Origin of the sequence: Aeromonas sp. QDB56 (assembly GCF_027705505.1) — a bacterium.
GTDB classification, from domain to species: domain Bacteria; phylum Pseudomonadota; class Gammaproteobacteria; order Enterobacterales; family Aeromonadaceae; genus Aeromonas; species Aeromonas caviae.
In genome coordinates, this window is the sequence record NZ_JAPDBZ010000024.1 from 23365 (window position 1) to 40704 (window position 17340).

The 17340-nt window shown below is 62.1% G+C and carries 15 protein-coding genes, 2 tRNA genes, 1 pseudogene and 1 other annotated feature; of the genes and pseudogenes, 11 read left to right on the top strand and 7 right to left on the bottom strand.

Annotation, left to right across the window (positions count from 1 at the left end; translation table 11 throughout):
* Positions 1–10: 10 nt before the first annotated feature.
* The 4 genes from OKB81_RS06050 to cydD form a co-directional block, all read right to left on the bottom strand.
* On the bottom strand, positions 11–397 hold the full coding sequence (locus tag OKB81_RS06050; RefSeq protein ID WP_010673577.1) for a DUF488 domain-containing protein: 387 nt from the start codon (positions 395–397) through the stop codon (positions 11–13).
* Positions 398–405: 8 nt separating this feature from the next.
* Positions 406–777 carry an Rcs stress response system protein RcsF gene (rcsF, locus tag OKB81_RS06055; protein ID WP_010673578.1) on the bottom strand — a complete coding sequence of 124 codons (372 nt, stop codon included), beginning with the start codon at positions 775–777 and terminating at the stop codon, positions 406–408.
* Positions 778–884: 107 nt separating this feature from the next.
* Positions 885–2630 (bottom strand): heme ABC transporter ATP-binding protein/permease CydC, encoded by a 1746-nt coding sequence (cydC, locus tag OKB81_RS06060; RefSeq protein WP_270666143.1) that lies wholly within the window; start codon positions 2628–2630, stop codon positions 885–887.
* Positions 2623–4398, bottom strand: coding sequence for a heme ABC transporter permease/ATP-binding protein CydD (gene cydD, locus OKB81_RS06065; RefSeq protein ID WP_270663006.1), 1776 nt, complete (start codon positions 4396–4398; stop codon positions 2623–2625). The genes cydC and cydD overlap by 8 nt, the downstream gene beginning before the upstream one ends.
* Before the next feature lie 201 nt (positions 4399–4599).
* On the opposite strand from cydD, the gene OKB81_RS06070 reads away from it, so the two are divergent.
* A tRNA-Gly gene (locus tag OKB81_RS06070) sits at positions 4600–4673 on the top strand.
* 94 nt (positions 4674–4767) lie between these two features.
* A tRNA-Gly gene (locus OKB81_RS06075) sits at positions 4768–4842 on the top strand.
* A 147-nt stretch (positions 4843–4989) separates the two neighbouring features.
* On the opposite strand, the gene arcA is transcribed toward OKB81_RS06075, so the two are convergent.
* The gene (arcA, locus tag OKB81_RS06080; protein WP_010673581.1) at positions 4990–5709 is read right to left on the bottom strand and encodes a two-component system response regulator ArcA; all 720 of its coding nucleotides are present in this window, start codon (positions 5707–5709) and stop codon (positions 4990–4992) included.
* A 385-nt stretch (positions 5710–6094) separates the two neighbouring features.
* On the opposite strand from arcA, the gene OKB81_RS06085 reads away from it, so the two are divergent.
* Both OKB81_RS06085 and OKB81_RS06090 read left to right on the top strand, forming a co-directional pair.
* Positions 6095–6493, top strand: a complete 399-nt coding sequence (locus tag OKB81_RS06085) for a DUF3293 domain-containing protein (RefSeq protein ID WP_082180751.1) — start codon at positions 6095–6097, stop codon at positions 6491–6493.
* A gap of 107 nt (positions 6494–6600) precedes the next feature.
* Complete coding sequence (locus OKB81_RS06090; protein WP_048208766.1) at positions 6601–7080, top strand: putative 4-hydroxy-4-methyl-2-oxoglutarate aldolase; 480 nt, start codon at positions 6601–6603, stop codon at positions 7078–7080.
* Between the two features lie 3 nt (positions 7081–7083).
* Here OKB81_RS06090 and OKB81_RS06095 read toward each other — a convergent pair whose 3' ends face one another.
* Positions 7084–7560: a hypothetical protein gene (locus tag OKB81_RS06095; RefSeq protein ID WP_270667814.1), complete on the bottom strand. Its 477-nt coding sequence runs from the start codon at positions 7558–7560 to the stop codon at positions 7084–7086.
* A gap of 166 nt (positions 7561–7726) precedes the next feature.
* Between OKB81_RS06095 and OKB81_RS06100 the strand changes: the two genes are divergently transcribed.
* Positions 7727–8116, top strand: a complete 390-nt coding sequence (locus OKB81_RS06100) for an META domain-containing protein (protein WP_039039356.1) — start codon at positions 7727–7729, stop codon at positions 8114–8116.
* Between the two features lie 102 nt (positions 8117–8218).
* Here the strand turns inward: OKB81_RS06100 and aceK are convergent, their stop codons facing one another.
* Positions 8219–9946, bottom strand: a complete 1728-nt coding sequence (gene aceK / locus OKB81_RS06105; RefSeq protein ID WP_104454506.1) for a bifunctional isocitrate dehydrogenase kinase/phosphatase — start codon at positions 9944–9946, stop codon at positions 8219–8221.
* A gap of 195 nt (positions 9947–10141) precedes the next feature.
* Here aceK and OKB81_RS06110 point away from each other — a divergent pair, with 195 nt between their 5' ends.
* From OKB81_RS06110 to OKB81_RS06135, 6 genes and pseudogenes are all read left to right on the top strand, one after another.
* On the top strand, positions 10142–10849 hold the full coding sequence (locus tag OKB81_RS06110; RefSeq protein WP_039039357.1) for a tRNA/rRNA methyltransferase: 708 nt from the start codon (positions 10142–10144) through the stop codon (positions 10847–10849).
* Between the two features lie 69 nt (positions 10850–10918).
* Positions 10919–11052: a sequence feature (Thr leader region), on the top strand.
* A gap of 57 nt (positions 11053–11109) precedes the next feature.
* Positions 11110–13569, top strand: a complete 2460-nt coding sequence (gene thrA, locus OKB81_RS06115) for a bifunctional aspartate kinase/homoserine dehydrogenase I (protein ID WP_216944492.1) — start codon at positions 11110–11112, stop codon at positions 13567–13569.
* 13 nt (positions 13570–13582) lie between these two features.
* Positions 13583–14563 (top strand): homoserine kinase, encoded by a 981-nt coding sequence (gene thrB, locus OKB81_RS06120; protein ID WP_010673589.1) that lies wholly within the window; start codon positions 13583–13585, stop codon positions 14561–14563.
* Complete coding sequence (thrC, locus tag OKB81_RS06125; RefSeq protein ID WP_104454503.1) at positions 14560–15834, top strand: threonine synthase; 1275 nt, start codon at positions 14560–14562, stop codon at positions 15832–15834. Before thrB ends, thrC begins: the two co-directional genes overlap by 4 nt.
* Positions 15835–15958: 124 nt before the next feature.
* Entirely contained in the window at positions 15959–16381 is a 423-nt protein-coding gene (locus tag OKB81_RS06130; RefSeq protein WP_270667807.1) for a YybH family protein, read from the top strand.
* Between the two features lie 829 nt (positions 16382–17210).
* Positions 17211–17340 (top strand): annotated as a pseudogene (locus OKB81_RS06135) (IS5/IS1182 family transposase); the annotation flags it as partial.

Consider the following 17340-nt stretch of genomic DNA (forward strand, 5'->3'; position numbering starts at 1 on the left):
ATGACGGGGCTCAGCGCAGCAATGCCCCCGCCTCGGCCAGCAGGGTTCTCAGCACACTGCGATGGCAGCGGGACTCCTGTTCGCAGTAGCACCCCACCGAGAAATGGGTAGTGTGGGAGAGGGCGGCCAGCAGGGCCAGATCGTGCTTCGCGGCCGGGGTGGCCATCTCGGCCTTGTACTGCTTGCAGAAGGCGGTCCACCGGGCCGGGGTGTCGGCAGTCTGACCGAGTTTCATGGTCTCGGCGCTGGGGGCCAGATTGGGGAACCAGACGTCGTACCAATCCTGGCTGGCGAACGCCGCTTTGGGCACGCCGCGAGGGGGGCGACGCACGGTGCCGATGCGAAGCCCCTCATCCTCGAGGCGGGGGCTGCCGAGTCGCACGATGGCGATCGCCATGGCAGGACTTACTTCTCTTCGGCCACTTTCAGCGCCTGACCGTAGCAGATCACCTGCTTCAGGCAGCCGGGCACGTCGCTGAACTCGGCGCACTTGTCGAAGCTGACGCCGTTACCCCCCATGTCCGCCACGCGGCGGCGGGCCAGGGTGCGGGCTTCACCGGCATTGGGCACCGCCTGATTGGCATCGCTCTGGCAGGATTCCCCCTCGACGGTGCCGAGGTAGAGGTAGTTGAGGTCGGCGAGCTCGCTCTGCTCGTAGATCCGCACGCTCCCCGGCTTGAAGTACTCGTCGAAGTTTTCCTTGTCCAGATTGCTGTTGAAGGCGAAGTCGGCGCAACCGGAGGCAATCAGGGGCATCATCAGGATCAGGCGTTTCATATCGGCATCTTGTTGGGTGGCGAGTGGGCCATTATAGGGGGCAGTCGCCGATGGCGACCAGCCCCATTTTTAGCCATATCAATGGATTGTAGCGAGACGACCCCGGATCAGGCGGGGGCCAGTCGCCGGTGCAGGCTGCGGTAGTGATCATCTTCCAGTAGCTCCTGGTGGGGGGCACACAGACGGATGCGACCCTCTTCCATCAGGGCTACCCTGTCCATCCGTTCCAGCCCCAGCAGGCGGTGGGAGATGAGCAGCAGGGTGCGATCCGCCCCCAGGGTCAGCAGCAGATCCATGATCTCCCGTTCGGTCTGGGTATCGAGCCCTTCGGTGGGCTCGTCCAGCAGCCAGAGCGGGGCATCGTGGAGCAGGGCGCGGGCGATGCCGATGCGGCGGCGCTCCCCGCCGGAGAGCGGACGCCCGCCATCCCCGAGCCAGGCATCCAGTCCCTGTTCGGCCTGCTCACCCTCATCGCGCAGCAGAGTCCCGAGCCCCACCTGGGTGAGCACCTCGATGAGCCGTTCGTCGCTGGCTCCGGGGGCGGCCAGGGTGAGGTTGCCACGCAGGGTATCGGCAAACAGGTGGACCCGCTGGCTCACCACGGAGCAGGAGGCGCGCAGCGCCTCTTCGCTGTAATCGGTGAGGGGCTTGCCATCGAGCAGGATCTCCCCCGATAGAGCCGTCCATTCCCGGGTCAGCAACCCCATCAGGGTGGACTTGCCACAGCCGGTCTGCCCCAGCAGCGCCAGCTTCTCCCCGGTATGCAGTTGCAGGGTGCACCCTTGCAGCACGGGAGCATCCTGGCCTGGATAGGTGAAATGCAGGTCGCTTATCTGCACGGCACCCTGGGCAGCGGGGGCTTGCTGTGCGCCCCACTCCGGCGCCTTGGCCTCTTGCAGGATCTCGTTGAGACGGCGGGCGGAGGTGAGGCTGGTGGAGAGGTGCTGGAAGGCACCGGCCAGCGGCAGCAGCGCCTCGAAGCTCGCCAGGGTAGCGAACACCATGAGTGCCGTGATGGGGTCAGGGGCATTGCCACCGACGCCGTGACCGGCCAGCCAGAGCATCAGGGTCAGAGTCCAGCCGCTCAGCAACTGCACCGAGAAGGCGGCCAGGCCGCTGACGCGGGCCATGCGGGCCTGGGCCCGGATCAGGGCCTGCTCCGCCTGCTGCAATCCGGTGAGCGCCTCGGGAGCGGCGGCGAACATCTGCAGTTCGGCCTGGCCGTCCAGATAGTCCACCATGCGGGTGCGCAGGTTGGACTTCTCGGCGATGAGCTGGCGGCCCGGCGCGCGCCCGGCAAAATAGAAGACCAGGGGCAAGGCCAGCATGCCAAAGAGCAGAATGGCTCCCAGCGTCAGCGCCAGGCGACCATCGAAGAAGGAGAGGAAGAAGACCAGCCCGGCGCAGCTCAGCAGCGCCGCCCCAATGGGGGTGATGAGGCGCAGATAGACGTGATCCATGGCATCGATGTCGGCCACCAGACGGTTGAGCAGGTCAGCCTGGCGAAAACCGGCAAGGGAGCCGGGGGAGAGAGGGGAGAGCTTTTGCCAGAACCAGACCCGCAGCCGGGTCAGCACCCGGAAGGTGGCGTCGTGGCTCACGACCCGCTCGCCCCAGCGACTGGCGGTGCGCACGATGGAGAAGAAACGCACGCCCCCCGCAGGGGTCATGTAGTTGAAGGTGTCTCGGGTGGCGACCGCCAGCCCGGCGACGGCGGCGGCGGAGAGGAACCAGCCGGAGAGGGAGAGCAGGCCCATGCCGGCCACCAGGGTGACCAGGGCCAGCAGCAGGCCGATGGAGAGGCTGAGCCAGTGCTGGCGATAAAGGCGCAGGAACGGCAATAGATCAGTCATCGAGAGAGTCTCCGAAACCTTGGGATTGCGACAGGAGGCGGGCGAAGGGGCCCTGGGCCTCGCCGAGTGCGGCAAAACGTCCCTGCTCCACCAGCTTGCCGTGCGCCAGCACCAGGATGTTGTCCATCTGGCTGAGCTGATCGAGGCGGTGGGTGATCATCAGCAGGGTCTGACCTTGTGCGGCCTGTTCGAGGGCGCTCATGACGGCTCGCTCAGAATGGCGATCCAGGCTGGCAGTGGGTTCATCCAGCACCATCATCTGGGTCGTCTTGAGCAGGGTACGGGCAAGGGCGATGCGCTGGGCCTGGCCGACGGAGAGGCCGCCCGCCTGATCCCCGACCCGATAGCCCAGCCCTTTCTCATTGACGAACTCCCAGGCCTGGGCGCGCTTGAGCGCGGATTCCAGCTCGGCGTCGCTGGCGGATGGTCTGGCCAGCAGCAGGTTGTCCCGCAGGGAGCTGTGGAAGAGTTGGGGATTCTGGGAGAGCCAGCCTAGCTGCTGGCGCCACTGGCTGATGTCCAGGGTACGAAGCTCCACTCCGTTGACGCACAGGGAACCGCGATAGGGGGCAAAACCGAGCAGGGCATTGACCAGGGAGCTCTTGCCCGCGCCGCTGATGCCGACTAGGGCGGTGCGCGTGCCGGCTTCCAGCGTGAAATCGAGGGGACCGACCAGCACCTTGCCCTCGGCGCTCAGCACTTCCAGGCTGCGGGCTTCTACCTTGACGGGGCCATCCGCATGGAAGGGGAGCGTCCCGGAGGCGGGTTCGCTCACGTCGGCCTCGAGAAATTCCAGCAGTTGTTCGGCTGCGCCAATGGCCTGTGCCTTGGCGTGATAGTGGGCACCGAGTTCCCGCAGCGGCGCGTAGAACTCGGGGGCGAGGAAGAGCACGAACAGGCCGGTAAAGAGGGTGACCTTGACGCCATAGCTGCCAAAGTTGAGGTGATCGATGTAGGAGAAACCGAAGTAGACGGCCACCAGGGCCACCGCGATGGCGGCGAAGAACTCCAGCACGGCCGTGCTCAGAAAGGCGAGGCGCAGCACCTCCATGGTGCGCTCGCGAAAATCTTCCGATGCATCGCGGATGGCCTCCCCTTCCGCCCGGGTGCGCATGAAAAGCTGCAGGGTGCGCAGCCCCTTGAGGCGATCGAGGAAGTGGCCTGAGAGACGCGCCAGCGACTGGAAGTTGCGGCGGTTGGCATCGGCGGCACCCACCCCTACCAGGATCATGAAGAGGGGAATGAGGGGGGCCGTGCCGAGCAGAATGAGGCCCGCCGCCCAGTTGACCGGGAACACGGAGACCAGGATCACCAGGGGAATAAAGACGGCGATGGCCATCTGGGGCAGATAGCGGGAGAAGAAGTCCTGCATCTCTTCGATCTGCTCGAGCAGCAGGCTGGCCCAGCTACCGGCGGGACGACGCTGGATATAGGCAGGGCCGAGCCTGGCGAGGCGGGTGAGCACCAGCTCGCGGATGGCCTGGCGAACAGCACTGCCCGCCTTGAAACTCGCCACCTCGCGGCCATAGGCCAGGGCCGCCTTGGTCAGGGTCACCAGCAACAGACTGATGAAGAGGGGGGCGGAGTGCTCCGGCGTGGAGCCTTCGATGATGAAACCGTGCAGCAGGGTCGCCAGCAACCAGGCCTGCATCACCATCAGGACGCCCTGACCCAGCCCGAAGGCGATGGAGATGCCGATCCAGCGCCGACCATGGCCCGATTGTTTGCGCAACCAGCCATAGAGATGTTTCTGTCTGTTCTTGTCCATTACCACCCTCCTCAAACGAGTGGCGCAAGACTATCGTCGCCCCCACGGCTTGGCAACCTTGCAGAACCGGGCGGAGGAACATCATTGTGTGAAAAATCGGCTTCATGCTCATTAGTTGGCCGAACAGCTTGATTTATGGCAAAAAATGCGAGGTCGGTGATTGCGCTCGGCGGCAAAATGCATATAGTAGAGGCCACTGACGCGGGTGTAGTTCAATGGTAGAACGGTAGCTTCCCAAGCTGCATACGTGGGTTCGATTCCCATCACCCGCTCCACATTCCAGATAGCGGCACGCGCCGTTGTCCATATCAGCCAGATGGCTGTCTGTCGTGGGGATTCCCCATCACACCAAGCAAGTTTTGATGCCTAGCGGGCATCGTATAATGGCTATTACCTCAGCCTTCCAAGCTGATGATGCGGGTTCGATTCCCGCTGCCCGCTCCAGTCTTCACACAAAAAGCCCACTCCTGCGAGTGGGCTTTTTGTTGTCTGTTTTTTGATGCCGGCGAGAGTGCCAGAGCGGCCAAGCTGAAAGGCGCAGACATGGAAAAGGCGCCACAGGGCGCCTTTTCAACACGGGAGTGGGGAGGATTACTCCTGCTCCAGCTCGCCGCAGAAGCGATAGCCTTCGCCATGGATGGTGGCGATGATCTCCGGGGTGTCGCCCACGCTCTCGAAGTGCTTGCGAATACGGCGGATGGTCACGTCCACGGTGCGGTCGTGGGGCTTGAGTTCGCGGCCCGTCATCTTCTTGAGCAGCTCGGCACGGGTCTGGATCTGGCCCGGGTTCTCGCAGAAGTGCAGCATAGCGCGGAACTCGGAGCGGGGCAGCTTGAACATGTCGCCAGCCGGGCTGACCAGGGCGCGGCTGTTGATGTCCAGGGCCCAGCCATTGAACAGATAACGTTCCACCAGCTTCTTCTCTTCGCCACCGGCGGCCACGTTCATGGTGCGACTCAGCAGGTTGCGGGCACGGATGGTCAGTTCACGGGGATTGAACGGCTTGGTGATGTAGTCATCTGCACCGATCTCCAGCCCCAGGATCTTGTCCACTTCGTTGTCGCGACCAGTCAGGAACATCAGGGCGATGTTGTCGTCTTCACGCAGCTCGCGCGCCAGCAGCAGGCCGTTCTTGCCCGGCAGGTTGATGTCCATGATCACCAGGTTGATGGTGTGGCTGGTCAGGGCCTGGTGCATCTCGTCACCGTTGTTGGCTTCCAGCACGATGTAGCCTTCGGCTTCGAAGATGCTCTTGAGGGTGTTGCGGGTGACCAGCTCGTCTTCGACGATCAGAATATGTGGTGTTTGCATGAGTATTCCCAGATTCTTATCAGTTAATTATCGAAATTTTAACACTCTTTGGCGTTATCCGACCGGTCCTGAAAATTTATTACGTCATCCTGGGTATGAATATCAGGTCGAATCATCGCGAATTTGGTAACTATGTCGGCAAGCATCCCTGTGCCGTACATGGGCTCTCAACAAGTCTGAACAAGAGAAGCCCGGAGAGGTAGTCCATTACAAAAGTTGCTGCATTTTATCAGTTAACAGGCGCATAACAACACTCTTTGCCGTCAGATAGCAACTTTTTAACTCAGCTTTGATATAAGTCAATCCCCGAGTTCGCTGCATCATACTTGGGCTGACCCGCTTTTTCGCCCTTAATAAATGTAATGGGATGTAACATGTGGTTGACATGACTTTGTGGGAAAACTACAGAAAAGTGTGCTTCATCGCCCCCTTTGCGCCTCCCAGCTGCCCAGCCTATGCCATTGTCACGGCCTGGAACCCGGCCAGCCGGTGGGTGGGGCTGCGCCGCAATGCCCGTCGCCAGCGAGCCCTTGTCCGGCAAGTGGGTGAGTGTCCCGTCATGGGAGAGGTCTGGGGGAGCGATGAGGATGAGCGCTGGCAGGAGGCGTCGCTGTTGTTGCCGCTTTCGCTGCCAGAGGCGATCCGGCTGGCCGCCCGATTTGGCCAGAATGCCCTCTATTGGGTGCGTGAAGGAGAGCTCTGGCTGGTGCCCGTGTTGCTGGAAGGGCCGCCCTGTCATCTGGGGGCGCTTGCGTCCCGCTGGCGGCTCAGGCCTTCGGGCTGACATGGCCCCCCGCCATCCGCACAGGGCACCCGGCCGGTGGATTGTCAGCGCCCCGACATGATGAAAGAATGAGCGGACACATTTCACTCCATGGAAGGATGATGATCATGCTGGACCTGCTGCCCGACCTTTGCGATGAACATGGCGATGCCCTTAGGATCGCTGACCCCCTGTTTCAGGACTATGGTGGCAAGGCGCTGTTTTACGGCGAGGCCGTGACCCTCTCCTGCTTTGAAGACAACAGCCTGGTGCGTGATCTGGTCAATCGTCCCGGCCATGGCAAGGTGATGGTGATCGACGGGGGCGGCTCCCTGCGTCGGGCGCTGCTCGGGGATCAGCTGGCCATCAAGGCGGTGGAGCAGGGGTGGGAGGGGATCCTCATCAATGGTGCCGTGCGGGATGTGGGGACGCTGGCGACCCTGGCGCTGGGGGTCAAGGCCCTGGCCCCCTGCCCGGTCAAGACCGAAAAACGGGGCCTGGGCACGCTGGACACCGTGGTCTCTTTTGCCGGTGTGACCATAGCGCCCGGCGACTATGTCTACGCCGACCTCAACGGTGTGCTGGTGAGCGGCGCCAGGCTCCTCTGAACCTCAGAAGTTGAAGCCCACGCCCAGAGTGAGAAAGTGTTCCGTGCTGAAGGCACTGAGTCCGTAATTGGCGGTGATGGCCAGGGAGGGTGTCACCAGCAGGCTGCTGTTGAGCTCAACCAGGGTGCTGGCCTTGCTCACCTCCAGTTGCTTGAGCTGGCTGCCGATGTTGAGTGACGGGGAGAGGCGATAGCGCACCCCAGAGCTGATATTGAACCCGGCCTGCCCGCTTTGGCGGCCGATGGCGGGGCCGGCCTCCATGTAGAGGCTGATGTCATCCTGAAGCGGGTATTGATAGCCGGTATTGATGAGCCAGAGGTCGAAGTTGTCGCCAAGGTGGCTCTGGTTGCCGAGCAGTACGCCGGAATAGCTTTTGACGTAGAGCGGGTTGTCCGATTCGGTCTGGAGAAAACTCCAGTCGGCGGCCTGAGCCGAAAAGACGAGGCTGGATGCCATGGCGATGACGAGAGACTTGACCATTCGTTTCCCCTCCCTGGGTCCGAACAGGACTACAAGCATGGCACATGCCAGCGGGGAGTAAAGGGAACCCCGATCACAATAAAAGAGTTTTGATTGACGCCGCAGTCATGGTACACAGGCCCCTCACTCCGTGTCGTTACGACACGCTCCATCACGAGGTGAACTGATGAACAACAAACTGATCCTGCTGGCCGCTCTGGCCCTGGGAGGCTGCGCCATGACTACGGGTTCCACGCTGGCACAATTGCAGGCATCGACCTGGCAACTGCAAGGGGCGAGCGGTGATACCTTCACCCTGCAGGTCGCCGGTGACAAGGTGGCGGGCAAGGGCGGCTGCAACCGCTACTTTGGCGGCATCACAGAGCAGGGTGACGGCGTGTTGACGCTGGGCGCCATGGGTTCGACGCGCATGATGTGTGCGGGGGATCTGGCCGGCAAGGAGATGAACTACCTGCAGACCCTGGAGAAGGTGGCGAGCTTCCAGATCAGCGGCAAACAGCTGGTGCTCAAGGATGCCGACAAGGCCACCTTGCTGACCTTTGACGCCGTGAAATAAGCCGGGATCTCGTCAAAGGCTGTCGCAGGCGACCCCTGCGCCAGCGTGCAGGAGAATGTGAAAAGGGGCTCCATGGCGTCCCTTTTTGTGCCTGATGCCGGGTCATCCCCCTCGCTGGAAGCGAAACCGCTTCTTGCGCCGGTAGGGATAGACATCCTCGAACATCCCCTCCTTGATGTTGCTCTGCAGCATCTTCCAGTAGTTGGCGTCGAAGAGCTCCTTGTGCAACTGCATCATGATCTCCCGCACCTGGGGTTTTTGCAGCAGGAAGGTGGCGAACTCCTCCGGGAAGATGTCGTTGGGTGCCACCGAATACCAGGGTTCGGCGCTCCACTCGTCCTCCGGGTAGCGGGGCGGCGGGATCTGGCGGAAGTTGCACTCCGTCATATAGCAGATCTCGTCGTAGTCATAGAAGACCACCCGGCCGTGGCGAGTCACCCCGAAGTTCTTGAACAGCATGTCGCCGGGGAAGATGTTGGCCGCCGCGAGCTGGCGGATGGCGTTGCCGTACTCCTCCAGGGCGAGGCGGGTCTGCTGTTCGTCCGCCTGATCCAGATAGAGGTTCAGGGGGATCATCTTGCGCTCGGTGTAGAGGTGTTTGATCACCAGCTTGTCGGCGGTGAGGGTAAGCGCAGAGGGGGCCACCGCCTTGAGCTCGGCCAACAGCTCCGGCGAGATGCGATCGAGGGGAAACTCGAAGTTGGTGAACTCCTGGGTATCTGCCATGCGGCCCACTCTATCGTGCTGTTTTACCAGCCGGTATTTCTCCTTCACTTGCTCGTGGCTCACCTCCTTGGGCGGGGTGAACTCGTCTTTTATCACCTTGAACACCACATCGTAGGAGGGGAGGGTGAACACGCTCATCACCATCCCCTTGATGCCGGGCGCGATGACGAACTGCTCCCGGCTCTGGGCCAGGTGCTGCTGGTAGTGGCGATAGAGCTCGGTCTTGCCGTGCTTCTGGCAGCCGATGGCGTTGTAGATTTCATAGTCCGGCTTGCGGGGCATGATCTGGCGAAGGAAGGCCACAAAGAGCGCCGGTACCGGGGCATAGACCATGAAGTAGGCGCGGGCGAAGCCGAACACGATGGAGGCCAGCTCCGGCTCGAAGATGACGGTGTCCACATAGATGCTCTGACCGGTGCTGAGCAAGGGCAGGATGAAGGGATAGACTTCGCCCTTCACCCGGATGAGCCCCACCAGATAGGCTCCCTTGTTGCGATAGAACACCTCCCTGAGCAGCTCGATGGCGAAGGGCTCCTCGTGCAGGATGGCCGGGCCGCTCTCTGCCAGATGGCGGTGGATGTCCATGATGTCCCGCTGCTTGTCTTCGAAAGGGAGGGTGAAGCTGTAATCCCCGAGCAGCTGGCTCAGGGTCTGGGGCAGGTGGGAGAGATCGGTGCGATAGATACGCAGCAAGGATCCCAGGTCAGGCTTGTCGCCCCGGCTCACGAAGGGGTGAATATAAAGGTTCTCGTCGCGGATGTTGCGATGGCGGAAGATGCGGCGATAGACGGAATTGAAGAAAGACTCCGCCACCTCGAAGTTCTCGCAGCGGGGCAGGAGATCGCTGAAGGCGCCTTTCACCTGCTTGAGCAGGGCCTGGGTCGGCAGCTGCTCCCCCATCATCTGTTTGATCTGCGCCGTGGTGGCGCCGACATGGTGATCATAGAGGCGGATGCGCTCTCGACCGGCGAGCTGCACCCCCAGCCAGTCGCTGTTCTCGAAACGGCTCTTGCTGCCCTGGGTTATCTCGAGAAAGCGGCTGTAAAACGACTCAAAACGTTGCAGGATCGTCTCGGCGACCGCCTGCTCCAATGGCTGCTGCATCTCTCTCTTCCTTGTGATCTGTCGGGCCCATGGCGTCAGTGCCCTGAGGCGGCGGACTCGCGTCCAAGGCCACTATGGCAACATCCAAACATCTGTTCAAGTGGCAATATTTCGGGATAAACGGTAGATTGCGCCCCTGTTTTGCCGACGGTTCGCCGCAGTTCGCGGCGTCGGCCCCATCCTGGAGAGAACCCGATGAAACTCTATTTTGTGCTGGTGTCGCCGGCCCGTGCCGCCAACGTGGGGGCTGCTGCCCGCGCCATGAAGACCATGGGCTTCGATGCCATGCGACTGGTGGGGAGCCGGGTGCACGAAGAGGAGGAGGCGAGCTGGGTTGCCCACGGGGCGCAGGAGATCCTGACGGATGCGCAAGCCTTCGACACCCTGGAAGAGGCCCTGGCGGACATGGATCTGGTGGTCGCCACCACCGCCCGGCAGCGCGGCCGCTACCAGCACTACCTCACCCCGGCGGACATTCGCGACCAGATCAGGGCCAAGCCCTCCCTCGAGAAGGTGGCCATCGTGTTTGGCTGCGAGGAGTCCGGACTCTCCAACGAACAGCTCGCCCAGGTGGATCTCATCAGCTACCTGCCTCTCAAGGTCTCATACCCGTCCCTGAACCTGGGTCAGGCGATCATGCTGTATGCCTATGAGCTGAGTCCGCTGCTCGATGACCAGAAAGTGAGCGACGAGCAGGACGTAGCAGAAAATTTCGAGAGTGCCGGGCAGGTTCGCGTGCTGAAATCAAAAACAGCAGAATTGCTTGGTGAACTCGGAGTTTCGCAGGATGAAAAACTGCATCAATGGGTGATGGACCGAGTGCCCATGCTGCCGCAGCGGGATCTCAATATGCTCCATCTGCTCTGCAAAGACCTTGCCCGCAAGTTTGGCAAGGAGGTTTAGGTTGACAGCCCCTCGCCGGGCGCGGTATTGCTAACAACCAGATTCGTTCAAGAGTGTTCGTCATGCAGCTATTCACCAACATCATCACCACCACCATTATTACCGGTACCACCACAGGTGGCACTGGGGCCGGTTGATGCGCTGACGAACAAGCACAGAAATCAGAAAAAGGCCCGTACCCACCCAGTACGGGCCTTTTTTGTTGGATTGTTTTTAGACCAATTAGCAGATCAATTTGCAGGGAATACAGGGAGATAGCGATGAGAGTGTTGAAATTTGGCGGGTCGTCACTGGCCGACGCAGAGCGTTTCTTGCGGGTTGCCGATATCGCGGTGAATACCCACGGCCAATCCCAGGTGGCCCTGGTGCTGTCGGCACCGGCCAAGGTGACCAATCACCTGGTCGCCCTGGTGGAACAGACCAGTCGCGGCATGGATGCAAGCAGTACCCTGTTCGAGATCAACGGCATCTTCTCCCGCCTGCTGGCCGGCTTGAAGGCCGCCTATCCTGCGCTGGATGACAAGGCGCTGCAGACCCGTCTCACCGCCGAGCTGGATCAGGTCGAGCGGCTGATGCAGGGTATCCGTCTGCTGGGGCTGTGCCCGGACAACGTCCAGGCCCGCATCCTGAGCCGTGGCGAGAACCTCTCCATCGCCTTCATGCACGAGCTCTTGCGGGTGCGCGGCCTCGAGCTGGATCTCATCGTGCCCGAGCAGTTGCTGGTCACCGATGGCGGCTACCTCGAAGCCCATGTGGACATCGAAGCCTCCCGGGTGCGCTTCGCCGCCAAGGGCCTGCGCTCTGACTGTCTCTACCTGATGCCGGGCTTCACCGGTGGCAGCGACAAGGGCGAGACCGTGCTGCTGGGCCGCAACGGCTCCGACTATTCCGCCGCCGTCTTGGCCGCCTGCGTCGATGCCGAGTGCTGCGAGATCTGGACCGACGTGGAGGGCTGCTACAACTGCGACCCTCGCCTGGTACCGGACGCCTACCTGCTCAAAACCCTCTCCTATAAAGAGGCGATGGAGCTCTCCTACTTCGGTGCCAAGGTGCTGCACCCGAAGACCATCGCCCCCGTGGCCCAGTTCCACATTCCCTGCCTCATCAAGAACAGCTTCAATCCCCAGGGTCCGGGTACCCTCATCGGGGTCGATCAGGGGGATGACGATCTGAAGGTGAAGGCCATCTCGGATCTCTCCGGCATGTGCATGTTCAACGTCTCCGGTCCCGGCATGAAGGGCATGGTGGGCATGGCCGGTCGCATCTTCTCCGCCGTCTCCCGCGCCGGGGTCAGCATCGTGCTGATCACCCAGTCGTCCTCCGAGTACAGCGTCAGCTTCTGTATCCACAGCTACGACAGCGACAAGACCCGCAAGGTGCTGGAGCGCGAGTTCGAGCTGGAGTTCAAGAACCAGTTGCTGGACCCGCTCGAGATCATGACCGATCTGGCCATCATCTCCCTCATCGGCGATGGCATGCGTACCTCCAAGGGGATGGCGGCGCGCTTCTTCACCTCCCTGGCCCAGGCCTCCATCAACATCGTCGCCATCGCGCAAGGGTCGAGCGAGCGCTCCATCTCCGCGGTCGTGCGCTCCGGCAAGGTGGCGGAAGCCATCAAGGCGTGCCACCAGAACTTCTTTGGCAGCCAGCAGTTCATCGATCTCTTCGTGGTCGGGGTGGGTGGCGTCGGTGCGGCCCTGGTGGATCAGATTGCCCGCCAGCAGCCGGTACTGGCCGAGCAGGGCACCGGTCTGCGGGTGGTCGGCATCGCCAACAGCCGTCAGATGGCGGTCAACAAGGATGGTCTGGCCCTCGCCAACTGGCGTGAACAGCTGGTGGAAGCACAAGGCAGTTTCAGCCTGGAGGCGGTGAAGAAGCTGGTGGAAGAGAGCCACCTCATCAACCCGGTGATCGTCGATTGCACCTCGAGCGAAGCCGTGGCCGTCCAGTACGCCGATTTCCTGGGGGCCGGTTTCCACGTGGTCACCCCGAACAAGAAGGCCAACACCGGGTCGCTGGATTACTACAAGGCGCTGCGTCGCACCGCCCGTCAGACCCGCCGCAAGTTCCTGTACGAGACCAACGTGGGCGCAGGCCTGCCGGTCATCGAGAACCTGCAAAACCTCATCAAGGCCGGTGACAAGCTGCGTGCCTTCGACGGCATCCTGTCCGGGTCGCTCTCCTTCATCTTCGGCAAGCTGGACGAGGGGATGGCCTTCTCTGAGGCTACCCAGATCGCCCGCGGCAACGGCTTCACCGAGCCGGATCCCCGCGATGACCTGAATGGCATGGACGTGGCTCGCAAGCTCCTGATCCTGGCCCGCGAGGCCGGCATGGCGCTGGAGCTCTCCGATGTGGAGGTGGAGCAGGCACTGCCGCCGGGCTTTGATGTGAGCGGCGACGTGGAAGCCTTCATGGCCCGCCTGCCCGAGGCCGACGGCTGGTTCCGCGACCAGTTCGCGGCGGCCCAGCGTGAAGGCAAGGTGCTGCGCTACGTCGGCTCCATCGAGGGTGGCAAGTGCAAGGTGGCCATCAAGGCGGTGGGTGGTGACGAGCCCCTGTTCAAGGTAAAAGACGGGGAGAACGCGCTCGCCTTCTTCTCCACCTATTACCAGCCCATCCCCCTGGTACTGCGCGGCTATGGCGCAGGGACCGAAGTGACCGCCGCCGGTGTCTTCGCCGACGTGCTGCGCACCCAGAACTGGAAGCAGGAGCTGTAACATGAGTTCAGAGATGAACCCGAATGTAGAAATCGGCGGCAGCGTGGTGGCCTATGCCCCGGCCTCCAGCGCCAACCTGAGCGTGGGCTTTGACGTCCTGGGGGCGGCGCTCGCCCCCGTGGATGGCTCCCTGCTGGGTGACCGCGTCCAGGTCAAATCGGCAGAGGTGCCTTTCGCTCTCTCCTCCGTTGGCCGTTACGCCCACAAGTTGCCGGACGACCCGAAAAAGAACATCCTCCACGACTGCTGGGTCGCCTATGGCGAGGCGCTTGAGAAGCGCGGCCTGGGTCTCAAGCCGCTGGAAATGGTGCTGGAGAAGAACCTGCCGGTGGGCTCGGGCCTGGGATCGAGCGCCTGCAGCGTGGTGGCGGCGCTGGAAGGACTCAACGCCTTCCACGGTGCGCCCCTGAATGAACACGACCTGCTGCTGCTGATGGGGGAGATGGAAGGGAAGATCTCCGGCTCCGTCCATTACGACAACGTGGCGCCCTGTTATCTGGGCGGCATGCAGCTGGTGCTGGAGGAGGGGGGCGTCATCAGCCAGGGCATCCCGGTGTTTGACGAGTGGTACTGGGTGGTCTGCTACCCGGGCACCGTGGTCTCCACCGCCGCCGCCCGCGCCATCCTGCCGGCCCAGTATCGTCGCCAGGACTGCCTCACCTATGGCCGCCGACTTGCCGCCTTCGTGCATGCCAGCTACAGCCGCCAGGAAGGGCTGGCCGCCAGCGTCCTGAAAGACGTGATCGCCGAGCCTTATCGCGCGGCCCTGATTGAAGGCTTCAACGAGGTGCGGGCCCAGGGGGCCCAGAACGGGGCGCTGGCCACCGGCATCTCGGGGTCCGGTCCCACCGTGTTCGTGGTGATGAAGGATCTGGCCCAGGCCGAACGCATGAAAGAGTGGATGGAAGCGCACTTCGTGCGCAATGAAGATGGATTTGCCCGGGTCTGCAAACTGGACATGGCCGGGGCACGGGTAACAGGAAGCGAGCTATGAATCTTTACAACATCAAGGACAAGAGTGAACAGGTGAGCTTCGCGCAGGCGGTGCGTCAGGGTCTGGGCCGCGAGCAGGGGCTGTTCTTCCCAGAGACCCTGGAGCCGCTGGCCGACGTGGATGCCCTGCTGGATCTGCCGCTGGCCGAGCGCTCGGCCCGCATCCTGAGCCACCTGCTGGGTGACGAAGTACCGGCTGCCAAGGTGAGCGAGCTTATCGATGCTGCTTTCACCTTCCCGGCGCCCCTGGTGAAGCTCAAAGATGGCACCTATGCCCTCGAGCTGTTCCACGGCCCGACCCTGGCGTTCAAGGATTTCGGCGGCCGCTTCATGGCCCAGTGTCTGGCTGCGTTCAGAACCAATGACAAGATCACCATTCTCACCGCCACCTCCGGCGACACCGGCGCCGCCGTGGCCCACGCCTTCTACGGCCTGGAGGGGATTGAAGTGGTGATCCTCTACCCCAAGGGCAAGATAAGCCCCTTGCAGGAGGCGCTCTTCTGCACCCTCGGCGGCAACATCCGCACCCTCGCCATCGACGGTGACTTCGATGCCTGCCAGGCGCTGGTCAAAGATGCCTTCGACGATGAAGGGCTCAAGACCGCCATCGGCCTCAACTCCGCCAACTCCATCAACATCAGCCGCCTGCTGGCCCAGGTTTGCTACTACTTCGAAGCCGTGGCCCAGTTGCCGAAAGCCGATCGCGCCAAGGCGGTCATCAGCGTGCCGTCCGGCAACTTTGGCAACCTCACCGCGGGTCTCATCGCCAAGGCGCTGGGGCTGCCGGTGAAGCGCTTTATCGCCGCCACCAACGCCAACGACACCGTGCCGCGCTACCTGAAAACCGGCCAGTGGGAGCCGCACCAGACAGTCGCGACCCTGTCGAACGCCATGGACGTGAGCCGCCCCAACAACTGGCCGCGCGTGGAAGAGCTGTGCCGTCGCAAGGGCTGGGCGCTGGAAACCTTGGGCTCAGGGATGCGCGACGATGCCCAGACCCGGGATGCGTTGCAGCGCCTGCATCAGCTGGATTACCTGTGCGAGCCCCACGGGGCGATTGCCTGGGATCTGCTGAACGAGCAGCTTGGGCAAGACGAGGTCGGTGTGTTCCTCTGCACCGCCCATCCGGCCAAGTTCAAGGAGTCGGTAGACGAGATCCTGAATCTGGATGTACCGCTGCCGGGCCCGCTCGCCAAGCACGCCGCGCTGCCGCTCCTGTCTCACGATCTGCCCGCTGACTTTGGCCGCCTCAAGGCCTTCCTGCTCGGTTAAGCCGTCATGAGACGCTGACGATCCCCCGCTTTTTCGCGAGAGCGGGGGATTTTTTATGTCCGGTATTGATGTCCGGTATTGGGCGGGTAGCCCGCCCAGATCCCCCTGAAACAAGGAGCACGGCATGAGCCCGCATCCCCTGCGCACCCTGATCGAGACCTGTGACGCCGCCATCTCCCGGCGCGACTTCGACGCCCTGATGGCCTTCTACGCCGAAGACGCCGCCCTGGTGGTCAAACCCGGCATGGTAGTGCGCGGCATTCCCGCCATCCGCCGCGCCTTCACTGCCATCTCCGATTACTTTGACGGTCAGCTTGAGGTGACCCAGGGGGCCATGGAGGTGATCGAGGGGGCAGACAATGCCCTGGTGATCATGGAGACCCGGCTGCGCTACCCGGTCGGGGAGGGGTGGATCGACGAGACCCGGCGCGCCACTTATGTGTTTCGCAAAGAGCCCGGCGGGCAGTGGCGCTGCACGGTGGACAACTCCTACGGCACCACGCTGCTGGGGGCGCAGCAGCCCGGCGATCGGCCTGCAACCGACTAGCGCAGTCACACTGGCTCGGTGCAGCCAGAGTGCGTGTATAGCGTGCGTAATCAAGGCTCAGCATCAAGGCCGTGCTGCCAGACCGGTTAGTCAGATTGAGTAGCCAGATTGAGTAGCAAGAGCCAAGCCATCCAGGCCGGGGAACCCGAGCCGCACGCAGGGCACCGCTCTGCCTGGGAGGGGGCATCACAGCGCAGCCCACGGCGCAACTCCCCGTTTTGGTTGTGCCTCACAACCTGCTGGAAGAAAGTGTGCTGACAGTGATTGCTGCGACGTTTTTACGAATCTGGTTTGCACTCTGGTTGTTATGTTCGCCCCTGGCAGCACAACCCTGTCTGTGGGTCATTTCCGGCCCTCCGTGGCCCGTTGACCCGGTCTGCCGTGGCTGCTAATCAGGGTACTGCTTGACACCGTTCATGGACGAGCAGAGCCGCAGATGCCTCGACGGCGCGGCTTATCGACAACAACAACACCACAGTGCAGGGAGCAAACCATCATGTGGCCGTACCGAAAAATAGTGACCCAGTCCCTCAAAACCCCCCTGATGATCGCCAGGATCATGTTTTACCTGGCCCTGTTATTGGTCTTCCCCCTGCCAATGATCATGCTATCGGACTCTCCAGCGGCAGAGATCGGGCAGGGCCGACGCATGATCATTCTTTGCGCTAGTTGATCAAGTATCGATCAGTTGAGCGGCGCCAAGTACGATTTTAATTGTACCTTGCGTTGCCAAGCTGTAAATAGTCGAGATCGGCCTTGTTGCACAAATCGGGGAACTATCTAGCCAAGTGGTGATCTGATCTCCCGGATCAATCACCGAGCACAGTCGATGGGCAAGTCAAAACACAACATCACCAACTGGAAAGAATATAACCAAGCGTTGGTACAACGCGGGTCGCTGACCATCTGGATGGACGAGCATACTATCAAGCAGTGGCATTGCCAGACTCATCATGGGC

What these genes read in the sequence shown, in the direction of transcription:
- arcA (WP_010673581.1), bottom strand. Translation starts at nt 5,709, where the DNA reads ATGCAAACACCACATATTCTGATCGTCGAAGACGAGCTGGTCACCCGC.
- OKB81_RS06090 (WP_048208766.1), top strand. Translation starts at nt 6,601, where the DNA reads ATGCTGGACCTGCTGCCCGACCTTTGCGATGAACATGGCGATGCCCTT.
- OKB81_RS06095 (WP_270667814.1), bottom strand. Translation starts at nt 7,560, where the DNA reads ATGGTCAAGTCTCTCGTCATCGCCATGGCATCCAGCCTCGTCTTTTCG.
- cydD (WP_270663006.1), bottom strand. Translation starts at nt 4,398, where the DNA reads ATGGACAAGAACAGACAGAAACATCTCTATGGCTGGTTGCGCAAACAA.
- cydC (WP_270666143.1), bottom strand. Translation starts at nt 2,630, where the DNA reads ATGACTGATCTATTGCCGTTCCTGCGCCTTTATCGCCAGCACTGGCTC.
- thrC (WP_104454503.1), top strand. Translation starts at nt 14,560, where the DNA reads ATGAATCTTTACAACATCAAGGACAAGAGTGAACAGGTGAGCTTCGCG.
- OKB81_RS06100 (WP_039039356.1), top strand. Translation starts at nt 7,727, where the DNA reads ATGAACAACAAACTGATCCTGCTGGCCGCTCTGGCCCTGGGAGGCTGC.
- OKB81_RS06050 (WP_010673577.1), bottom strand. Translation starts at nt 397, where the DNA reads ATGGCGATCGCCATCGTGCGACTCGGCAGCCCCCGCCTCGAGGATGAG.
- thrB (WP_010673589.1), top strand. Translation starts at nt 13,583, where the DNA reads ATGAACCCGAATGTAGAAATCGGCGGCAGCGTGGTGGCCTATGCCCCG.
- aceK (WP_104454506.1), bottom strand. Translation starts at nt 9,946, where the DNA reads ATGCAGCAGCCATTGGAGCAGGCGGTCGCCGAGACGATCCTGCAACGT.
- OKB81_RS06110 (WP_039039357.1), top strand. Translation starts at nt 10,142, where the DNA reads ATGAAACTCTATTTTGTGCTGGTGTCGCCGGCCCGTGCCGCCAACGTG.
- OKB81_RS06130 (WP_270667807.1), top strand. Translation starts at nt 15,959, where the DNA reads ATGAGCCCGCATCCCCTGCGCACCCTGATCGAGACCTGTGACGCCGCC.
- OKB81_RS06085 (WP_082180751.1), top strand. Translation starts at nt 6,095, where the DNA reads ATGACTTTGTGGGAAAACTACAGAAAAGTGTGCTTCATCGCCCCCTTT.
- thrA (WP_216944492.1), top strand. Translation starts at nt 11,110, where the DNA reads ATGAGAGTGTTGAAATTTGGCGGGTCGTCACTGGCCGACGCAGAGCGT.
- rcsF (WP_010673578.1), bottom strand. Translation starts at nt 777, where the DNA reads ATGAAACGCCTGATCCTGATGATGCCCCTGATTGCCTCCGGTTGCGCC.